Here is a 17,874-nt window from a genome sequence, read left to right as displayed (position 1 = left end):
CGATTGTGAGGAATCACGAGATTAATTACTTCAAGGAAAGGATTGGATAAATCCGCATTCGTTAGATAGTTCGCATTCTATGCGCAATCGAACAGGAATGTGTCGTGCGCGTGGCGAGGTAGATAACGAGGGCGGCGGTGCGCAGAAGGGGTGCGGGATGCGGCAGCATAAGAGAGTTTTATTTGCCAGTTGTTCTATTCTAACGTTCGCATCCATCTATGTCGGGATTACCCCCGCGCTAGCGGGGGCGCCAAGCAACGAACAACTCTATCAGATGATTTTGGACCTGCAGCGAAATCAGAAGCAGATGGCGCGCAAACTTGAGGCCGCCTACGCCGAGACTGCCCAGGTTAAAGGAGAACTGGCCACCCTGAGGGGTTCGGTGGCCCAGAGTCGCGAGATGGCTGCGCTATCCTCGGTTGAGAGGCGCATGTACCTGTCAAGTCCGCAATCCGACACTCGTGCCGTTGCTGCGCCCAACGTGCGTGTCGGATTCGGCGCGGGAACCAATGGTCACGACCCGTATGCCTTTACCGACGGTTCCGTGGCGCTCCCGCTCGGTGAAAAATACGGCTTCCAGGTCGATGCGATTGGTGGCGTGACGCCAAACAGTAACTTCACAGGTGCCGCCGCGCATCTGTTCCGTCGTGATCCGAAAGTTGGGGCGCTGGGTCTGTATGGAAGCTACCTTCACGGCGGAGGTGGTTACGATGATGGTGGAGTTCTTGAAAACGGCTATGTCGAAGGCAAGCTCGGCGTTGAAGGCCAGTACTATCTGGGCCGGGTCACGCTTGAGGGACTTGCCGGTATAGAATGGAACTCACTTGAAGAGGACGTCAGCCCGTTCGCCGAAGGCAGGGTCGGGTACTATCCTACGGATAACTTCAAGGTTAATGGCGGCCTGCGTCATCGCGACGCCTTTGGTGGTAGAACGCAACTTGTTGGCGGCGCCGAGTACCTGACCGAGTTCGGAAGCGGGATAGCGACTTCTATCTACAGTGATTTCAGCTTCGATCTGACGAACAGCGACGTCTCCTCAAGCGGCGATTTTTCTGCGATGGCCGGTTTGAGATTCCACTTCGGCACCAATGGCGATCGAAGCGCCCCGAAGACAGTTTTCTGCAAGGATCCGGACCAGAATTTCGAGTGCGCGGTCACGGATGGTCAGAACGATTATTATGCCGACAAGCCAGGTCGTTCCTTGATTCAGCGTGATCGTGGCGACTTCCTTCCATCGCACATCGTAAAAGACGTTGGCAACTTGCCGACGCCTTCCACCAATGTTTGGGGACAGCCGGGGGCGCCTGGCGCACCCGGCGAGGCAGGTACGCCTGGAGTGCCCGGCGCGGGGGGGCCTGCTGGACCCGCTGGGCCTGTCGGACTGCCCGGATCGGACGGGACACCTGGAGCGCCCGGCGATACCGGCGCGTCTGGACCTCCCGGCGCGCCCGGCGCGGAGGGACCTGGCGGACCTGCTGGGCCTGTCGGACTGCCCGGAAAGGATGGGCTACCTGGAGCGCCCGGCGATGCCGGCGCGTCTGGACCTCCCGGCGCGCCCGGCGCGGAGGGACCCACTGGGCCTGCCGGACCTGCTGGACCTGCCGGACCGGAGGGGCCTGTGGGACCGGAGGGACCTACCGGACCGGCAGGTCCATAGTACCCCCTTCTGTCCTGGTCATGCCGCTACGGTTTGGCGGCATGATCAGCAACTTAGAATCGAATCGTTTGAGGATAGCGGAGAGTATGACCGGCCCGCGTCTTGACTGTATGATCCAGGCTCCGAACCCGCCTGAGCTTGTCGCCGCGGAGGGGACGCGAGATTGGATGGATGCGACCGACCAGCATTTCGCCTACCGCTGCACGCCGCTTTCAATCGCCAATGCCAGCGGATGGGAATTGTTGAACCCCATAAATGTGACTGTTACTTGGAACGGATACAACACCACAAAAGACATCGCCTTCCATGTAAACGAACCGAACGTCACGCACCGATTCATCAGCTCGACCTTCGGGCACGGCATAGTAACCTTTCATCCGGGTTACGTGTTTCGCACCGAGCCGGGCTGGATGGTGTGGGCTCGCGGCTCCCCCAACCGGATGAAGGACGGAATCGCGCCCCTGGACGGCTTGGTGGAAACCAACTGGCTGCCGTTCAGTTTCACCATGAATTGGCGCTTCACCCGCCCTGGGTCTGTCACTTTTGCCAAGGGCGAGCCTTTCTGTTTCATCACCATGATGCCAAGTGTCGCTATCGAGCAGGTGCAGCCGGTCATTCGTCCGATGGAGGACGATCCTGAGTTCCATAAAGAACATAAGGTTTGGAATAGCGAACGTCGACGGTTTTCGGCCGGGCTGCAGATGAACGACGAGCTTACCAAGGAGATGAAGTGGCAGAAGCACTATCTGCAGGGTGTTTCGCCGACGGGGAAATCGGTCGCGGATGACACTCACCGAGTAAAGCGAACTCTGAAGCGGCCGATCCACATCGACCAGTTGCGGGCCCAGGAAAAAAATTCGCCAGTAGATGAAGCTAGCCAAGAGTAAGCGGCCTGTGCGCATTCCTCCAGTTGGATCGCTAGCATTTGGCCGTTCGATTAACGGGTCGGTTTCGAGCAGAGACGAAAGACCGGAATGCATCCGCCAGTTCGTGCGGTCGGGCTTTGTATTGGCGCTGGCGGCGCTCCTTGTCGGTTGCCTGGCGGATGGAAAAGGTAGCCCGAATACGGCTACAGAGTTAGTTCGCGTGAAAGCCGCTTACGCGAGGGAGCCGCATGAGGTCTTCATCGTCGATCGCAGCAAGTTTGACCAACGCTTTCTGCCTGTCGATGTGACGCCCCCGGAACGCTTGCCTGCCGGTACGGTGTTGATCGATACACGGCAGAGGTTCCTCTATCTATACCGCCTCAATGGGACGGCGCGGCGCTATGGTATCGCCGTCGGGGCTAGCGGTTACAGTTGGTCGGGCATTGCCAGCGTAGGGCGCAAAGCGGAGTGGCCCGCATGGCATCCGACTGACGACATGCGTAACCAGTCGCCCGACCTGCCGCGCATGATCAGGCCCGGCACGCACAATCCGCTCGGCGCGCGAGCTCTCTATCTGTACAAGAACGGCGTGGATACGCTTTATCGTATCCACGGCACCTCAGAGCCCTGGACCATAGGAACTGAAGCGTCCTCAGGGTGCATTCGCATGCTCAACGAGGATGTGATCGAACTCTACAGTCTGGTGCCGAAGGGAGCAAAGGTCATCGTGAAGTGAAGCGAACAGGCACAGGCCAACGCTTGCTGTCGGATGCCGTTGGACCATACCCACGCCGGTGGCACAGGTGACGGCAGATTTCTACTTCTATCCATATTGCGTCATAGAGGGAGAATTTAAGACATAGGCGTCGCTGCTCGTATCGATAGCACTCGCGAATAAGGTTTTGGATACCTTAACCGTCATCTCTGTCCGTCATAATCGACGTTTAGGTATTCTTTTTTACACCTTTTGCGTGTACTTAAATAAAAAAATTCAATGGACGCGTCTATATGTCAGTTCACGTCAGTGACGGCATGCCGTTCGTCTTCCCGTTCGCCGTCGGCATCAGTCAGGGCGCGAACGTCCGAAGGACAAATCCAGGCTGATGGGTTGGCAATTGAACGCACCGAGTGAAAGGACCTATGATGAGGCACTCTCTATTCATGCTGGTTTCCGCCGCGCTATTGAGTACCGCCGTTGCGGGTCCAGCGGCAGCGCAGACCGCCGCTGAAACAAACCAGGCCCTTGACGCGCTGTTCGGCAGTCACACAACCTATCAGCAGTTCTTCGACAAGCTGCAGAAGGCTGTCAGTGCCGGTGACAAGCAGACCGTCGCGTCGATGATCGATTATCCCTTCCGCGCCCGGATCGGCGGCAAGGCGATCAAGATAAACGACGCCGCGCATTTCGTGATGGATTACGACAAGATCGTTACCGCCAAGGTCAAACAGACCGTCCTCAAGCAGACCTATCCGACGCTGTTCGCCAATTGGCAAGGCGTCTCAATCGGTGATGGCGAGGTCTGGTTCTCCGGCGTCGGAGACGGCAACACCATCAAGATCACCGCGATCAACGACTGACACCTGGCGGAAGAAATTCCATTTTCGATGATACCGACGCAACCGATCGTTGACCACTCCGGAGGGTTCACATGCTACGTTACCTGTTCATTGCTTTGCTCGCGCTCGGCTCATCGTGGATGATCTCTGATGCCCGCGCGCAATCGACCGTCGAATGCCAATCGAGGCACTATCAGTATGGCGAATGCTGGGCGGGCCCGCTGAGCAAGCCGCAACTCATTCATCAGACTTCCGGAAGTCCTTGTATTTTGAACCGGACCTGGGGCTACAATCCACGCAGCAAATATATTTGGGTCGCGCAAGGCTGCTCCGGAATTTTCGCCGATGTCGGCGGCTACCACCATGGACGTGGCGACAGCTTTGATCCCAATGCCCGCATGTATGACCATCGCGGTCATGACGTCGGCGCGGTGGTTGGCGGAGCTATTCTCGGCGCTCTGATCGAGGGGATGGCGGACGATCATCACAATCGACGGCACACGACGAGTAACTACCGCTCCGATAGCAGCTACAATGGTTGTCATGGCATCGGATGCAAAGTCGACAATCCGGACCAGGCAATCGATACCCGACCGCAATTTGACAGGCAGGGAGAGCCAAACTTTGATGTGCATGGCAACTACCAAGGATGCCATGGTGCAGGCTGCCTTGTCGACAATCCTGACGCGGAGTGAATTGAAGGACGAAGGAAGCCGGTCACGATTGTCAAAGCGGAGCTCTTAAATCTTTCCCGCAGCATCAATCTTGATCTTCATCCTGGCATCACCACGGCAGACTTCGTTCACCTGCTCCTTGGTTTCTCCTCGAAGCGGTGGAGGCAGCCGAACATGTTCTCTATCTCCTCCTCCATCGTGGCGGCGGCTGAGACGATAAAATCGAGGTTCTTATGCCGTCGATACATGGGGGCTTGTGCGGAAGCCTCTTTGTACCAAGAATGTACCAAAAGAGAGCCGCTATCCAGAAAATTCGTTTCGAATCAGTCTGTTACGGGAAATTGATGGCGGAGAGGGAGGGATTCGGTTTCACGCCTATCCTGCTGAAAATGCTAATCTTTTCGCGCTTTTTGTTACGCAGTTTGTTACACTGCTACAACTGCGATTTACAATCGCTCTTTTGAGCTCGCCTGCCCAATCCATCTTATCTGTCGAAACCGACGCAATGGCGCGGCGGTGGATTGGGTCACTCTGTCATAGTATCCGCGCTTCATTAAGTTGACGATGCCGTTTAGACTCGGAGCTGATCCTTTCCGGTCGATCACCAGGATTTGGCGCGCGACCCGGCACCGGCGGTTCGTCTTTGTACGTTTGTGTCATCCAGGCCGGATCAACTCGGCCATCAGGCTTCTCACGACTTATGCATGCGTTTCCCACTTTTATTAGCATTCGGTGCGAACCCGCACCCTGCACCAAACCTGCGACGCCTAAGCTATCGTCCTCGACTTGAGCGTTCCCTGCTTCTCGTGGAAGACGCTAAATTCGCTCGTGCGTTATTGCCGGCCAGCAAAGGCTGCGGGTCGGCGGTGAGGGTGTCGAGGAGCGGCGGCCGTTCCCTTTCACTCAATAGTGCCGCCGGCGCCTGGATGGTTTCCACGACGCCGCCCCCGCAATCGTAGCCGTTGTGATGATCATCGTGCATGCGCTGAGCTGTTGGGGACATGCTGGTGGCGGTGCCGGAAGCACCGGAGACATGTGATATCTCGGCAGCGGGCAGAGCGGCTTCTCTGTCGCTGCACAGGAAAGCGTAGAGTTCCTTCACGCAAATGCGGGCGTCCTTCTTGTCTTTTTGAAAGGGCGGGACGAGGGGCAACCTGATATCGGCCTTTTGGTAGAACGGACTGCGCTCTTCGTACAGCTGGTCAACCTTCTGCTCGATGTCGGCGCCTTGCAGCAGCGGCCGGCTGGTGTCCCTCTCGAGGCGCCTGCGGAGCTCTTTCAGCTCGGGTGTCGAGCCAGATCGACCTCGCCTTATTAAGAATCAGGGCTTGATTGGACTCCTTGCCAAAGCAGCCGCCGCCGGTTGCGATGACGATGGGGCCTCTCTCCAGCTGCTTGGCGAGCTCTTTGGTCTCCAGGTCCCTGAAGTGCGCCTCGCCACGGCCAGGGTCGGCGAACATCTCCATCAGATTGCCGTGATCGGCGACGATATGCTTATCGATGTCGACAAACTCCACCCCCAACTCCTTGGCAAGCTGGGCGCCGATGGTCGACTTGCCGCTCGCCGGCATGCCGACGAGCACGACCGGCCGCGTACCGAGGGCCGCGAGGATCTCGCCGGCTTGCGGCGAGCGAGCGACCGCAATCTGTTGTCTTGCGACGATGGGCGACCTGGAGGTCCCTGCCGCCCTCGACCTGCTTTCTCCTGACGAGTCCCAGTGTAATATCTCCCAGCACCACGGGGAATGGGGACTAGCTCGCATTCGCTCTGCGCGCGGTGCGCGAGCTCGGCCCGATAACTGGCCGGCGTAGGGAACTCGACCTCGAAGCGATAGTTCTGCGCGGTTCTGAACGCCGTGTGAACGCCGCGTAACCGCGGCCTGTCCATCCTGATGACCCAGTTGGTGGTCTCGACCTCGCTGCAGTCCCGCTCCTCGAAGGCCAGTGCCGCCTTCCTGAAGGCGCGCGTAAAAGCCTCGTCCGGGAATCGAAGACATGGCGCACGGCATTGGTGACCAGTTGGGCCTCCGGCGCCGTGCTCACGCTCTGGCCGGTCAACTCGTCGGCTATCCAGACCTGCCCGCCCGACCGTTGGTCAAGATGCGGCACCTTCACCTCGATGCCGTCCTGCCGCAAAAGCTCGGCAACCGCATGCACAATTTTTGGTAATCGCGCTTTCTTGCGCTTCGGCGGGGGCGGCTTCGAGCCTGGCCCGCTCAAGGGCCTGTTCGCTGCTCAGCGTTATCGTGCTGGCGCGGTCGTCTTCGGCCGAGATTGCTAAGGCGCTGAGCAGAATGCGCTTTTCGACGGCGAGTCTGATCGAGGCCTCCATGACCGATGCCGCCAGCGTGGGGTTGTCCTTCAGATCCGCCAGGCTGCCATCGACGTCGAACCGGCCCTGGTGGAGCTTTGCCGCCTGCGCCTTGACATATGGCGCCGACTTGAAGCCCGGCCTCTGCTCCAAGAGCCGCTGCAATTCGGTGGTTTTTTGCATGAACACCCGCGCACCGGTATCGGACTTGTAGGCGTCAGTGCCGACCTTGATGCCGACGCTCAACAGATTGATGGCGCTTTCATGCAGCTTGACTTCCGACTGCTCATGAGCCGGCTCGCTATTGAGCTGCAGGTTCCAGTCCTGGAGCTCGGCCACTAACAACGCGGCCAGTTCGCAGGCCACCGGATGCCTGGCGGCCTTGCTGTCTTCCCTCGCCCTGGCGATGAGCTCATGGAGGGCCTGGCCATCCGGCCGATCTTCCTGCAACAGTGCGCGGATGTCGGCCTTGAGCTCATTATGAATGCCCTCGTAGGTGCCGAAGATGGCACGCTCGGCAAACCAGCGTTGCGCCTCCAGCGGCTGCGCCAGCACGTTGCGCTGCAGGCAGCTGTAGGTCTCCAGCACCAGCCCGGTGGCCGACAGGATCTGCTTGGACCGGGTGAACTGGTAGCCGCTTTTCTCAATGGCCGGCGTGTGCGACTTCGGCGGCTTCATCGAGGCGATGCCGCGCGCCTGCAGCTGCGCGTCGAACTGGCGCACATGCTCGTAAAGGCGAGGCTGGTCGCCAATGATGACGACGGTGTCGCCATCAAAATCGCCGTCGAGCATTTTTTGTTCGACGCTCGGAACCGCAACCAAAGAGCCGGGCGCGAACACCTCCGTCGCCTGCAGGATGCCGACGCACTCGAGCGCGGTGTCGGCCTTGACCCGGTCCTTTTCCTCCAGCCAGTACGAATGGCACTTTACGTCCTCGGCAGACATCACGACCCCGCGCTCGGCGAAGTCCGCCGGCCACATTTCGTCGGGCACAACGATCAAGATGCCTTTGGCAAAGAAGGTCGGATCGTCGGCGGCAAGCCCAGCCCCCGACCTGTGCGCGACGTTGAAGCTATATTGGAAGGCCACGCACCGATCCAGGAACGCCGCGGTCCGGTCGCCATCGCGCGCCGACCTGACCCGGTCGGCGGCGAACGGGCGCAGGTTGGGCTTGTCATAGGGGGAGCGTCCGACAAGCACGCCAGCGTCACGGGTCAAGGTCTTGCTCTTGCCCGTCGGCACATGCAGGCATTCGTCGCTGGACGGCACGGCGATAGCGCTCGAACCCTCGATATGCCCGCCCGTGACCGTCCGGAACAGCTCCTCGGCGGTGAGGCTTTGATGGGTTTCGAGCCAAGCCTGAGCCTTCTCGCGGGTCTCCTGTGCTACCTCGACGCTACGCGGATAATGTTGCAGCGCCGAGGGCGGTACCGCCGATTGCCTTTTATCGGCATAGGCAGGCATCCGCTCGGGAGCGTCGTGGCGAGCCCGGGCAATGGACGGCATGCGCTCGGCCAGTGAGGCCCTAATGAAGCCGCAGCCGTCATGCGGCCGCAAGGCGATCTCGCCGTCTCGCCCCTCGAACCGGAAGGGATGCACTGCGCCTGCGGGATGGTCGGGCAGAAGGGACAGCTTGAAGCACCCTTCCAGCGCATAATCATGGGGGCCAATGTCGGGGATGCCCGGCGGCGCGGCAAATCCGCGGCGCTGGGTATAGTAATAGGCTTCCTTGAACGGCGCCCAGGCCCGCGACAGCTGCTCAAAGGCCGTACCCGGAGCCGTCTCGGCATAGGGGATCGCCAAAAGCTTGCCGCTTGGGGCCTCTGCGGCCGTGAAAGGCAGGTGAGAGGCAAGCTGGTTCAGGCTCTTTTGCGGCGGCTTCAGTTTGCTGCCGCCGAACAGGTCCATGCGGTAGGGCACGCCCTCCACGGTGAACGTGCGTGTCAGCATGGCTCCAGTCGGAGTTCCCTTTAGCTGCACCGCCACCACCTTCACCGCGCCCGAGGTCAAGCGGTGGAAAATGGAATAGCGCAACTCGGCTTCGCTGGCCAGCGGCCGGCCTTGCATGTCGACCACCGGCAGCCGCATCAGTCCGGCATCGCCTTGCGGCGGTCTCGGCTCGTGGTCCATGGCCTGAAGGACCCGATGGACATCGAAGCTGGAGGCTGCATGCTGGGCCTGGATCATCGATGCGTTCTGCGCCATGAAGGTGTCGAGCGCTTCGAGCGGCTCCTTCGCCTCGATCTCGGCGATCACGCTCGAGTTCGCGCACCGCCTCGGCGCGCGCCGCGGCGCTCCTTCCTCGGCTGATGAACACTGCCGATCATAGATTCGACTGCCAGCCTCAAAGCCCCATCGTCGTGCATAATATGGGCTGGCCTCGCTACATTCGAAGGGGATCGAAGGCCGATCCCACGGTGCGGTGAGAGAAGCTGCAAGCGGCTTCCAAGACTAGGTGCGAGCACCTCGATCTTTTTGTAGGCCCGTCATCGGATCATATGGAAATCGGTGAGCTTCATCCGCCGGCCTTTTACAACGTGGTTTGGTCGATCCTCTAGGGGATTACGCAGTCTTAAGCCAGCATTAATACCTTAGACGCGACACTAGGAATACTTTTACTATTCGCTAAAGCTCGATGCTATTTGACGAGGACTGGTCTTGCGTTTGCAGTTTTCTAGATGAGAGGGCTAAAGGACATTAGCGTCGGGACCAAGCTCTCGTTGGGCTTTGGGCTGGCGCTGCTGTGCGTCGTGGCCGTGGGAGTATTTGGGGTCGCGCAACTGCGATCACTCAACAAGGTCACGAGCGAGATCACCAGCGTTTGGTTGCCCCAGGTCCAGATCGTCGGCGAGATGAAGCGCAACCTCGCGGAACACCAGCTCTATGCGACGTTGCGCGTGCGCACTGCCGAGGCTGCGCAGATAGCCGGCATTGAGAAGGAGATGGCGAGGGAAAGCGACGAAATACTGCAAGGTCGGCGCGCCTATCGCCGGAGTGCCGGATCGCTGGCCGAGCAGCAGCTGTTCGACCAGTTCGTCAACCTATGGACGGCCTACGAAGATTCCCTGACATCGATTTTCCCGCTCCTCGAAACAGGAGGGCGAACAATGGCTGTCAAGGAGTTCGAGACGGTATCGCTCCCGACCGTTGCCGCCGCCTCGCAGCGATTGGACGATCTGCTGGCCCTCACCAATGAGCGCAGCACGGCCGCCGCGACGATGGCGGATAGCACCTATACCGTCGCGCAAAGATTGACTTGGCTGGCAGTTCTCTTTGCCGCCGGGTGTCTTGGTGGGCTTGTCGCCTGGATACGCCACAATGTCAGCAAGCCGATCCTCGCCGTGACCGAGGCGATGCGTTGCTTGGCGCAGGGCGAGCGCCGCTCGAGCCTCATTGCGCTGAAAAGAGATCGTCGGGACGAGGTAGGAGTGCTGTTCTCGGCCTTTGCCGGCTACCGAGCCAGTCTGGAGCGCAGCGATGCCCTGGCCCGCGAAGCCGAGCTGGAGCGTCAGCAACTGGCTGCGGCTGCCGCCAATATGCCCGTGGGGCTTTGCATGTTCGATGCGGAGAGGCGGCTGGTTCTGTGCAACCAAAGCTACGCCGATCTCTACCATGTGCCAGAGGTTCTGACTCGTCCCGGCACGCCATGGGTCGATTTGATGCGGTTCCGGATCGCGGCGGGCCTCTATGTCGGCCAAGACCCGGAAAAGTATCTGCAGCAGCTGACGGCGACTATCGATCGTGCCGAGCGCGTGGTGAGCCTAGTGGAACTCAGGGACGGGCGCACTATCGACCTCATTCATCAGCCGCTGCCGGGCGGCGGGTGGCTTGCCACGCACCATGACGTGACCGACTTGCGGCGCAGCGAGGCCAAAATTTCCCACATGGCGCGCCACGACGGACTTACCGAGCTTCCAAACCGCATATTGTTTCGCGAACGCGCCGAGGAGGCTTTGGTCGAGATGCGGCGTGATGGTAGCAAGATTGCTTTCCTCTGCCTCGATCTCGATCACTTCAAAGCGGTCAACGACACGCTGGGGCACCCGGCTGGCGACGCCTTGCTGAGGGAGGTTGCCGCTAGACTGAAACAGGTCGTCCGTGAAGGCGACACCGTGGCCAGGCTCGGTGGCGATGAATTCGTGATCATTCAAACCGCGGTTGATCAGCCGGTCGAATCTACAGCCCTTGCCTAACGAGTCATTGATGGGCTGAGCGCACTTTATGTTGTCGATGGCCATGGCGTGATGATCAGCGCCAGCGTCGGCATCTCGATTGCGCCGAACGATGGCTGGGACGCCGACCAACTTCTCAAGACCGGCGACATGGCGCTCTACCGGGCAAAGGCGGAAGGACGCAGAACCTATAGGTTCTTCGAACCGGAAATGGATGCGCGCATGCAAGCGCGGCGGTTTCTCGAACTCGACCTGCGCGAAGCGGTGGTGCGGCAGCAGTTCGAAATCTACTACCAACCGCTCCTCAATCTCGACCGCGGCGAGGTCAGCTGCTTCGAGGCGCTGCTGCGCTGGCATCACCCGACGCGCGGCATCGTATCCCCGGGAGAATTCATCCCGCTGGCCGAGGACATCGGCCTCATCGTCCCGATCGGTGAATGGGTTATCAAGCAAGCCTGTCTCGACGCGGCAAGCTGGCCCGGTAGCATCAAGGTCGCCGTCAATCTGTCGCCGGCGCAATTTCGCAACGCGCGCTTGCTCTCCACCATCGTCGAGGCATTGGATATCTCGGGACTGCCCCCCAGCCGGCTTGAGCTTGAGATCACCGAGACAGTGCTGCTGGCCAACAGCCAGGCGACTCTCTCGATGCTGCAACATATCCACATGCTCGGCGTTCATATCGCGATGGACGACTTCGGAACCGGATATTCGAGCTTGAGCTATCTGCGCTCGTTCCCATTCGACAAGATCAAGATCGATCAATCCTTCATCACGGACGCCGGAGATATCGACAGTTCCGTCGCCATCATTCGAGCGGTCACGAGCCTCGGCAACAGCCTCGGGATGCAGACCACCGCCGAGGGCGTCGAGACCGTGGAGCAGCTGGAACGGGTCCGAAGAGAAGGCTGCACCGAGGCGCAGGGCTTCCTGCTCAGCCGCCCGCTGCCCGCGCGGGACATCCCCGCGATGCTGGAGCGGACCCGCGCCGTGGTGGCGGGCGAGATCATTGAGACCGAACCCGAAACGTCAGGCGAGCGAGACACGGACAAGCCGGGCAGGCGTCGCAGTAGGGCGTCTGTCCCCGCCTAACCGGGATGCAAGCGAAAAACAGTGCCAACGAACATGAGTTTGCCGGCCTAGTTCAGGCCGCCACTCGGATCATGTCGATAGCGGGTGTGTAGGTCGGCGCGGCTCGAAATTAGGTGTGCTGAGCGCCGGTCAAAGTGGGATTAGCTTGTCATATCGATTATGGGATCCAGGTTGAACCCGACTTGCAGGACTCTGCTCGTAACCGAGCAGATCAACCTCACATTCGGTCGCTGCTCTTCACGGCTGCACCAACATCCCGCCTACGGCCGCTGGGCTCGGGCGACGAGACCATTCTGAGTGAGCGGCGTTTTATATACCCGTTCGGTCGTCAGTACCTTGCGTTCACGACAGATACGCCGGCGATCCTCCTGCTCCGGTGTTGGCTCTTTGACCATTGCACATATGCGCGGTTCGCCTCGCTTGAAGGCAAGGAGAGACGAGCGTTTCACCATCGATCTTATCGGTTTTGGCTCGGCGACTGCGACGAGACACTGCGATAGAAGCGGGATCAACGACGTAGCTCTCGATCCCCGCCTTGCTCAGAACCCGATGGATCCAGGAGCCATCGAGCCCGGCTTCCTGGATAGCGACGACGGGGAAGTCTGGCCCCATGCGTGCTCTTGCCTTCTCTCGCACGCTATCGAAGCGACGGAACAAGGCGGATAAATCACCACTGGGGACACTGTGTTTCGACAACTTCTCGCCGCCACCTGGCGACAACGACGAGATCAGCCAGGTTGAACGGCTGAGCTCCAGCGATACGAAGATTGCGCCCAGACCAGTCCGGATAGCAGTCAGAGTTTCGGATCGGTCGGCCACTACATGCATGGTGTTCCTCCGCGGGGTGTTTGTTAGCAGCGTCACTCTGCCAGAGCACGCGCCGCTATCCATCCGTCGCCATGGGATCTGGTGATTGTTCATGTCGCCGATTCCCGCGAAGGAACGCCACCATGACCAAGATTGAAAGTAAGACCGCCAGCGCTGCCGTCAAAGACATTCTGCTTTCAGACCCGGACGGACTTCACGAAATGATCCGTGCGGTGATGCAGGAGGTGCTCGAGGCCGAGATGGACGACGGTGGAGGAGACCATCGAGCGCACGCTGACCTTCTTTTGCCTGCCGCGCCAGCATCACAAGCATCTCAAGAGCACCAACATGCTTGAACGGCTCAATGAGGAAATCCGCCGGCGCACCTATGTCGTGCGCATCTTCCCCAACGCCGAAAGCTGCCTGCGCCTCGTCAGGGCGCCGGCTGTCGAAACCAACGAAAACTGGATGGAGGCCCTACATCAACATTGACGACCTGCGCGAGCACAAGAAGCTCGCTCTACGCCAAGCCGCATGACCAGCATCGTGGCCGCCCCATTTTGCAGAACTTGACGCACACAACCGCCACTTCGAGTTTACCGACCGCACCGAGTCATCCACGCAAAGACCTGCGCAGCGTCAGCTTCAGAGCTTGGTCCCACCGGCTGAACGCCAAAAAAGCGGATCTTGGCCATCGGAAGCGCCCTCAACCGACTGAGAGGTTTCGGCTTATGCGATGCGACTGGCAGTCCTGCGCTCCGGGGACAAGGCCGTGGCGGCAGAAGATCCCCTGGACATCAGGCGATGTCCGGAAGGCAGCATCGTAGTAACGGTTTTTACGCCGCTCGCGGCACGCGCGAGGTGAACGTCGCCCGGGTGACCGACACGCTGGTGCCGTCAATATCGCTGATAATCTCCACCCTGGCCTCCAGTTGTTTCACCAGTGCTTCGACGATGGCTGTTCCAAGTCCGGTAGCCGGTACGTCGTTGGCGATCTTGCCGACGCCATTGTCCGAAACCGTCAGTTTCCAGTCACTGCCCGCGGTCTCGTAGCTCACCTGGATGCGAGCGCCGGTTCTCTTCTTGGGGAAAGCATATTTGATGGCGTTGAGCACGAGTTCGGTGACAATTAGTCCCAGACTGACTGCCCTTTGCGAATCTATCCTGCCGCCTTCGGCCATCACGGTGACCGTGATCGGCTGGGCTTCGCCGACCATCGACGAGGCGAGGCTGCTGCACAATTTCGGTAGGTAAGAGCCGACATCGATCTCGTCGACGCCGGCGGAGGTGTGGAGATGGCGTTGCACCTCGGCCACGGACAGAACGCGCTGATGGGCGTCCTTGAGATGCTGGCGCGTCTCTTCCGACGTCACCGAGCGTGCCTTCAGCAACAGGATCGAGGCAATGATCTGCAGGCTGTTGGCAACCCGATGCTCCATCTCGCGCAGCAGGACGTCTTTCTGCCGAAGCAGGTCTTCGGTGCGACCGAGCAGTTCTTCCTTCTCCCGCTCGATGATACGACGGGCCGTTATGTCATTGAAGGCGAGAAGGATGGTGATGGCCGAACTATGGTCGTAAAGCACCTTGCGGGCATTGAGCAGCATGGTGCGACGGCCGATCCGCGGGAAATCATGTTCGACCTCGAAATCGTCCATGGCGGTCTTCTCGGGAATGATCGTCTCCAGCAGCAGGCGAAGTGCCGGAATATCCCACTGACCGTCGCCGAGCGCGTAAAGCAGCGAGCCTTGGGTCTGCCCTGGGTCGACTTCGAATGTGTAGTAGAAGGAGCGGCTGGCCGCCAGCACGCGAAACTGCTCGTCGAGCACGAGAAACGGCTCGGTGATCGTATTGACGATCGCCTGCGCCAGCGTCTGCGCGTCTTCGATATTCACGACGGGTTGAAACATGGGCAAAAAGCCGGACGAGCGGCGTTTTGCCTCTCCAAGCATGGACCTTATACCCTTGCCCGACCATTGTCGCGAATTGAATTCGCCGGCCACGGTAGCTTCGTGCCCTCTCGTCGCTGTTTTTGACCGCAAAGTTTGCTGTTTTTCTGTGTCATGGCGACCTAGCTTTTATTGGTGGCATCTCGCGGTAAGCTCTTTGGGTGCGTCCAGACCATCGTCCATCAAGCTGCGTGCCGCACTCCCGTCCGAACGGGGGGAACTCCGGACGACTTTTACAAGCAAGCCTGAATCGAGCGCTTTCCGGTGGCAGGGAGGCGCCGCATTTCAGCATCACCAAGCCGTTTATCTCCTCCACTGCGACCACCACCAGGCAACGCACGTCGTCTTTGATCTGGCGGCAACGATGGTGACGGATCCCGAGGCACAGTTTGCGGTGCTGGAGCCGTGTCTGGCGCGACTGCACCGCGTCGGCCACGAGGCCGGATCGCTGTCGCCCTGGCTGCAATCCAGAACTCGAGAAACTTGGATTGCCACGGACGCGGGGTTTTCAAGCAGGGGCTGTGGCGGACAATCTGCTGTCAACCGAACTGATGGATGCAACGCTGTCGGCGCGCGCGGCACTGTGGAGACAGTATTGCCGGCTGCACGATTGCGTCGTCAAAACGGTGGCGCGCAGCGAACCATGCCGGCGCTTCATGGCCATCCCGGCGTCGGCTCGGTAACGGCGGTTTTCGTTCATGACGCGATCGACGATCCCACGCGCTTCCGCCGCTCGCGAGACGTCGCGGCCTACTTCGGGCTACCCTCGCGGCGCTGGCAGTCCGGCACTTAGATCGATGTTCAGGGCGCATCTCGGACATTCGCACTCGGCGACGCGGAGCGGCTCTAGCGGCTCTTCGCCGAGATCGGCTTTCGGGACATTCAGACTGGCACTGAAGAGCACAGCTTCGTGCTGCCGTCCTTCGACGCCTACTATGGCCCCTTTGAACGTGGCGGCGGTTCGACCGGTCAGGCGTTAGCCTCGTTACCGGGGGCTGCTCGGCGCGCTTTTCGGCAGGAGATACGCCGACGCGCATTTTTACGAAAGCAGATGGAGAGGCAATAGAGCCGCTCAAGGTTTTGATCGTCGAGGATGAGATAGTTCTCGCGATGGATCTGGAGTCACACCTGACCACGCTCGGTGACGAAGTGGTCGGGACAGCTTCTGACGCCAAGCAGACTCTTGCTCTGGGCAGGCCGCCATTCCCGATCTCGCGCTCGTCGATCTCAACCTGCATAACGGCCTCACCGGACCGCAAATTGCATCGGCATTGGCCCATGAATTTGCCGCTCTGGTTGTTTTCGTGACCGGCACTCCTGAGCAGATCCCAGGCGCGCTGGGTGCGATCACCAAACCGTGGGATCCAACGACCCTTGAGCAACTCATCACCTTTGTGCGCGCCTGTATGAGCACTCCGCGAACTCCGGCAGGTGCACCTCCAAAGATGATGATTGCGCCGTCGCTGCGCGATAACGTGATGTGGTGTTGGCAGCCTCGTTTTTGATGATATTCAGCGGGCAAAGTGACGGCGTTTCGCTTGAAGTTTAATGGCTGGCAAAGCCCTGGCTGAGGAGGAGATCGCACTTTACGACGCCATCGAACGCGCGATCGCCAATGTTCGCGCGGCTCTGGCCGAAATCGACCGCGCATGGGCTCGCGTCAACATCGAGTGCCCCAGTCCGACCGCGAGAGCCTTGGCCGCGCTGGATACGGCGGACGAGATGCTGCTCGTTGCGCGAGAAGATTTGGCGCGCGCCCGAACCGCGCTCACTGTATATACGCGGCATAAATTGGCGCAGTAACATGAGACGCGGCGGTAAATTGTCCGCCGCGTCTGATGATATTCGTGTGGCGTTTTTAGTTCGCTTTCACTTCGATCTTCTTCACCCGTGACAGTGCTTCCTGGGTCTTTGGCAGCGTCACGGTAAGGATGCCGTGCCTGAATTCGGCGTTGACCTTTTCCGTGTCGACGCCGAACGGCAGAGGGATCGACCGATAGAACGAACCACGCGCACGCTCCGACAGGTGATAGCCCTTCGACTTCTCTTCTCGTTCGCTCTTCTTCTCACCCTTGATGGTGATCGCATTGTCCGTCACAGAGACGTCAACATCCTTCCGATCGATGCCGGGAAGCTCGACCGATACCTCGAGCGCGCTGTCGGTTTCAGCGATATCAACTGGAGGTCCGCTGACATCCAGGCGTCCGAATGCGCCGAACGGTTGATCGAACCGTTTCCAGAAATCCTCGAAGATCGGTTCACGTCACGCTGCAGCGAAAGGACGGGGTTATCCTCCTCGCGTTTCGCGACTTCGTTTCCCCTGTTATTGCCCCAGGGGATCAGGTCTCTGATCTGCATCGTCAACCTCCTCATATCTCCAAGGCTAAGCCATCTTGAGTGGAATCTTGCGGGCCTTAGCCGGCGCCGCCTTTGGCAACACAAGACGCAGGACGCCGTCCTTCTGCGACGCCTCGATGCCGTCGCGATCTATGTCCTCGGACAAGGTGAAGACACGCTCGTAGTCGCCCGCGTCATATTCCGCGTAGACTTGGCGATAGTTCTGGTGCTGCTGATTGGCCGCGTAGCCACGGATCGCCAGCGTTCGCTTCTCGAGCGTGATATCGACCCCGTCGGAAGCGACGCCGGGCATATCAACGAGAAGGACGACATTGTCCTGAGTCTCGTAGATATCGGCGCGCGGCACGAACACCGGACGCGAACGGGTACGCTCGCTACCGTCGAGCGTACTTGGCACCTGGCGCTCGGTTGTCTTCAGTTCCTGAGCCATGCTTGCC

The 17,874-nt window shown here is 59.8% G+C and carries 15 protein-coding genes and 4 pseudogenes; 12 read left to right on the top strand and 7 right to left on the bottom strand.

What is annotated here, in order from left to right; genetic code table 11:
• Positions 1 to 157: 157 nt before the first annotated feature.
• From EOB80_RS34800 to EOB80_RS16405, 5 genes are all read left to right on the top strand, one after another.
• On the top strand, positions 158 to 1,657 hold the full coding sequence (locus EOB80_RS34800) for a collagen-like protein (RefSeq protein WP_127328598.1): 1,500 nt from the start codon (positions 158 to 160) through the stop codon (positions 1,655 to 1,657).
• 41 nt (positions 1,658 to 1,698) lie between these two features.
• Complete coding sequence (locus tag EOB80_RS16420; RefSeq protein ID WP_348629524.1) at positions 1,699 to 2,544, top strand: DUF6065 family protein; 846 nt, start codon at positions 1,699 to 1,701, stop codon at positions 2,542 to 2,544.
• Positions 2,545 to 2,743: 199 nt separating this feature from the next.
• On the top strand, positions 2,744 to 3,259 hold the full coding sequence (locus tag EOB80_RS16415) for a L,D-transpeptidase (protein WP_245466364.1): 516 nt from the start codon (positions 2,744 to 2,746) through the stop codon (positions 3,257 to 3,259).
• 407 nt (positions 3,260 to 3,666) lie between these two features.
• The gene (locus EOB80_RS16410) at positions 3,667 to 4,101 is read left to right on the top strand and encodes a hypothetical protein (RefSeq protein WP_127328596.1); all 435 of its coding nucleotides are present in this window, start codon (positions 3,667 to 3,669) and stop codon (positions 4,099 to 4,101) included.
• Positions 4,102 to 4,172: 71 nt separating this feature from the next.
• Complete coding sequence (locus tag EOB80_RS16405; protein WP_127328595.1) at positions 4,173 to 4,775, top strand: DUF3011 domain-containing protein; 603 nt, start codon at positions 4,173 to 4,175, stop codon at positions 4,773 to 4,775.
• 751 nt (positions 4,776 to 5,526) lie between these two features.
• Here the strand turns inward: EOB80_RS16405 and EOB80_RS35325 are convergent.
• The 3 genes from EOB80_RS35325 to EOB80_RS16400 form a co-directional block, all read right to left on the bottom strand.
• On the bottom strand, positions 5,527 to 5,988 hold the full coding sequence (locus EOB80_RS35325) for a hypothetical protein (RefSeq protein WP_245463530.1): 462 nt from the start codon (positions 5,986 to 5,988) through the stop codon (positions 5,527 to 5,529).
• Entirely contained in the window at positions 5,957 to 6,337 is a 381-nt protein-coding gene (locus tag EOB80_RS35320; protein WP_245463526.1) for a shikimate kinase, read from the bottom strand. Before EOB80_RS35320 ends, EOB80_RS35325 begins: the two co-directional genes overlap by 32 nt.
• A 512-nt stretch (positions 6,338 to 6,849) precedes the next feature.
• On the bottom strand, positions 6,850 to 9,321 hold the full coding sequence (locus tag EOB80_RS16400) for a hypothetical protein (protein WP_245463527.1): 2,472 nt from the start codon (positions 9,319 to 9,321) through the stop codon (positions 6,850 to 6,852).
• A gap of 422 nt (positions 9,322 to 9,743) precedes the next feature.
• Here EOB80_RS16400 and EOB80_RS16395 point away from each other — a divergent pair.
• Positions 9,744 to 11,411: pseudogene (locus EOB80_RS16395) on the top strand (diguanylate cyclase); the annotation flags it as partial.
• Entirely contained in the window at positions 11,388 to 12,326 is a 939-nt protein-coding gene (locus EOB80_RS16390) for an EAL domain-containing protein (protein WP_164761586.1), read from the top strand. The pseudogene EOB80_RS16395 and the gene EOB80_RS16390, both read left to right, overlap by 24 nt.
• 314 nt (positions 12,327 to 12,640) lie before the next feature.
• Here EOB80_RS16390 and EOB80_RS34535 read toward each other — a convergent pair.
• Positions 12,641 to 13,154 (bottom strand): annotated as a pseudogene (locus EOB80_RS34535) (transposase); the annotation flags it as partial.
• A gap of 122 nt (positions 13,155 to 13,276) precedes the next feature.
• On the opposite strand from EOB80_RS34535, the gene EOB80_RS16380 reads away from it, so the two are divergent.
• Positions 13,277 to 13,489: a hypothetical protein gene (locus tag EOB80_RS16380; protein WP_126057615.1), complete on the top strand. Its 213-nt coding sequence runs from the start codon at positions 13,277 to 13,279 to the stop codon at positions 13,487 to 13,489.
• Positions 13,389 to 13,671 (top strand): annotated as a pseudogene (locus EOB80_RS16375) (transposase); the annotation flags it as partial. The gene EOB80_RS16380 and the pseudogene EOB80_RS16375, both read left to right, overlap by 101 nt.
• 298 nt (positions 13,672 to 13,969) lie before the next feature.
• Here the strand turns inward: EOB80_RS16375 and EOB80_RS16370 are convergent.
• Positions 13,970 to 15,040, bottom strand: coding sequence for a PAS domain-containing sensor histidine kinase (locus EOB80_RS16370; RefSeq protein ID WP_127318696.1), 1,071 nt, complete (start codon positions 15,038 to 15,040; stop codon positions 13,970 to 13,972).
• Between the two features lie 391 nt (positions 15,041 to 15,431).
• On the opposite strand from EOB80_RS16370, the pseudogene EOB80_RS16365 reads away from it, so the two are divergent.
• The 3 genes and pseudogenes from EOB80_RS16365 to EOB80_RS16355 all read left to right on the top strand — a co-directional run.
• Positions 15,432 to 15,869 (top strand): annotated as a pseudogene (locus EOB80_RS16365) (transposase); the annotation flags it as partial.
• A gap of 481 nt (positions 15,870 to 16,350) precedes the next feature.
• On the top strand, positions 16,351 to 16,584 hold the full coding sequence (locus EOB80_RS16360) for a hypothetical protein (protein WP_127318694.1): 234 nt from the start codon (positions 16,351 to 16,353) through the stop codon (positions 16,582 to 16,584).
• 43 nt (positions 16,585 to 16,627) lie between these two features.
• Complete coding sequence (locus EOB80_RS16355) at positions 16,628 to 16,882, top strand: hypothetical protein (protein WP_127318692.1); 255 nt, start codon at positions 16,628 to 16,630, stop codon at positions 16,880 to 16,882.
• Between the two features lie 55 nt (positions 16,883 to 16,937).
• Here EOB80_RS16355 and EOB80_RS35315 read toward each other — a convergent pair whose 3' ends face one another.
• Positions 16,938 to 17,204: an Hsp20/alpha crystallin family protein gene (locus tag EOB80_RS35315; RefSeq protein ID WP_245463532.1), complete on the bottom strand. Its 267-nt coding sequence runs from the start codon at positions 17,202 to 17,204 to the stop codon at positions 16,938 to 16,940.
• Positions 17,205 to 17,462: 258 nt separating this feature from the next.
• Positions 17,463 to 17,867, bottom strand: coding sequence for an Hsp20/alpha crystallin family protein (locus tag EOB80_RS16345; protein ID WP_127318690.1), 405 nt, complete (start codon positions 17,865 to 17,867; stop codon positions 17,463 to 17,465).
• Between the last annotated feature and the right edge of the window lie 7 nt (positions 17,868 to 17,874).

It is taken from the genome of Mesorhizobium sp. M7A.F.Ca.MR.245.00.0.0 (genome assembly GCF_003997415.1).
Taxonomy (GTDB): Bacteria; Pseudomonadota; Alphaproteobacteria; order Rhizobiales; family Rhizobiaceae; genus Mesorhizobium.
This window is presented reverse-complemented; position numbering and strand designations above follow the sequence as displayed.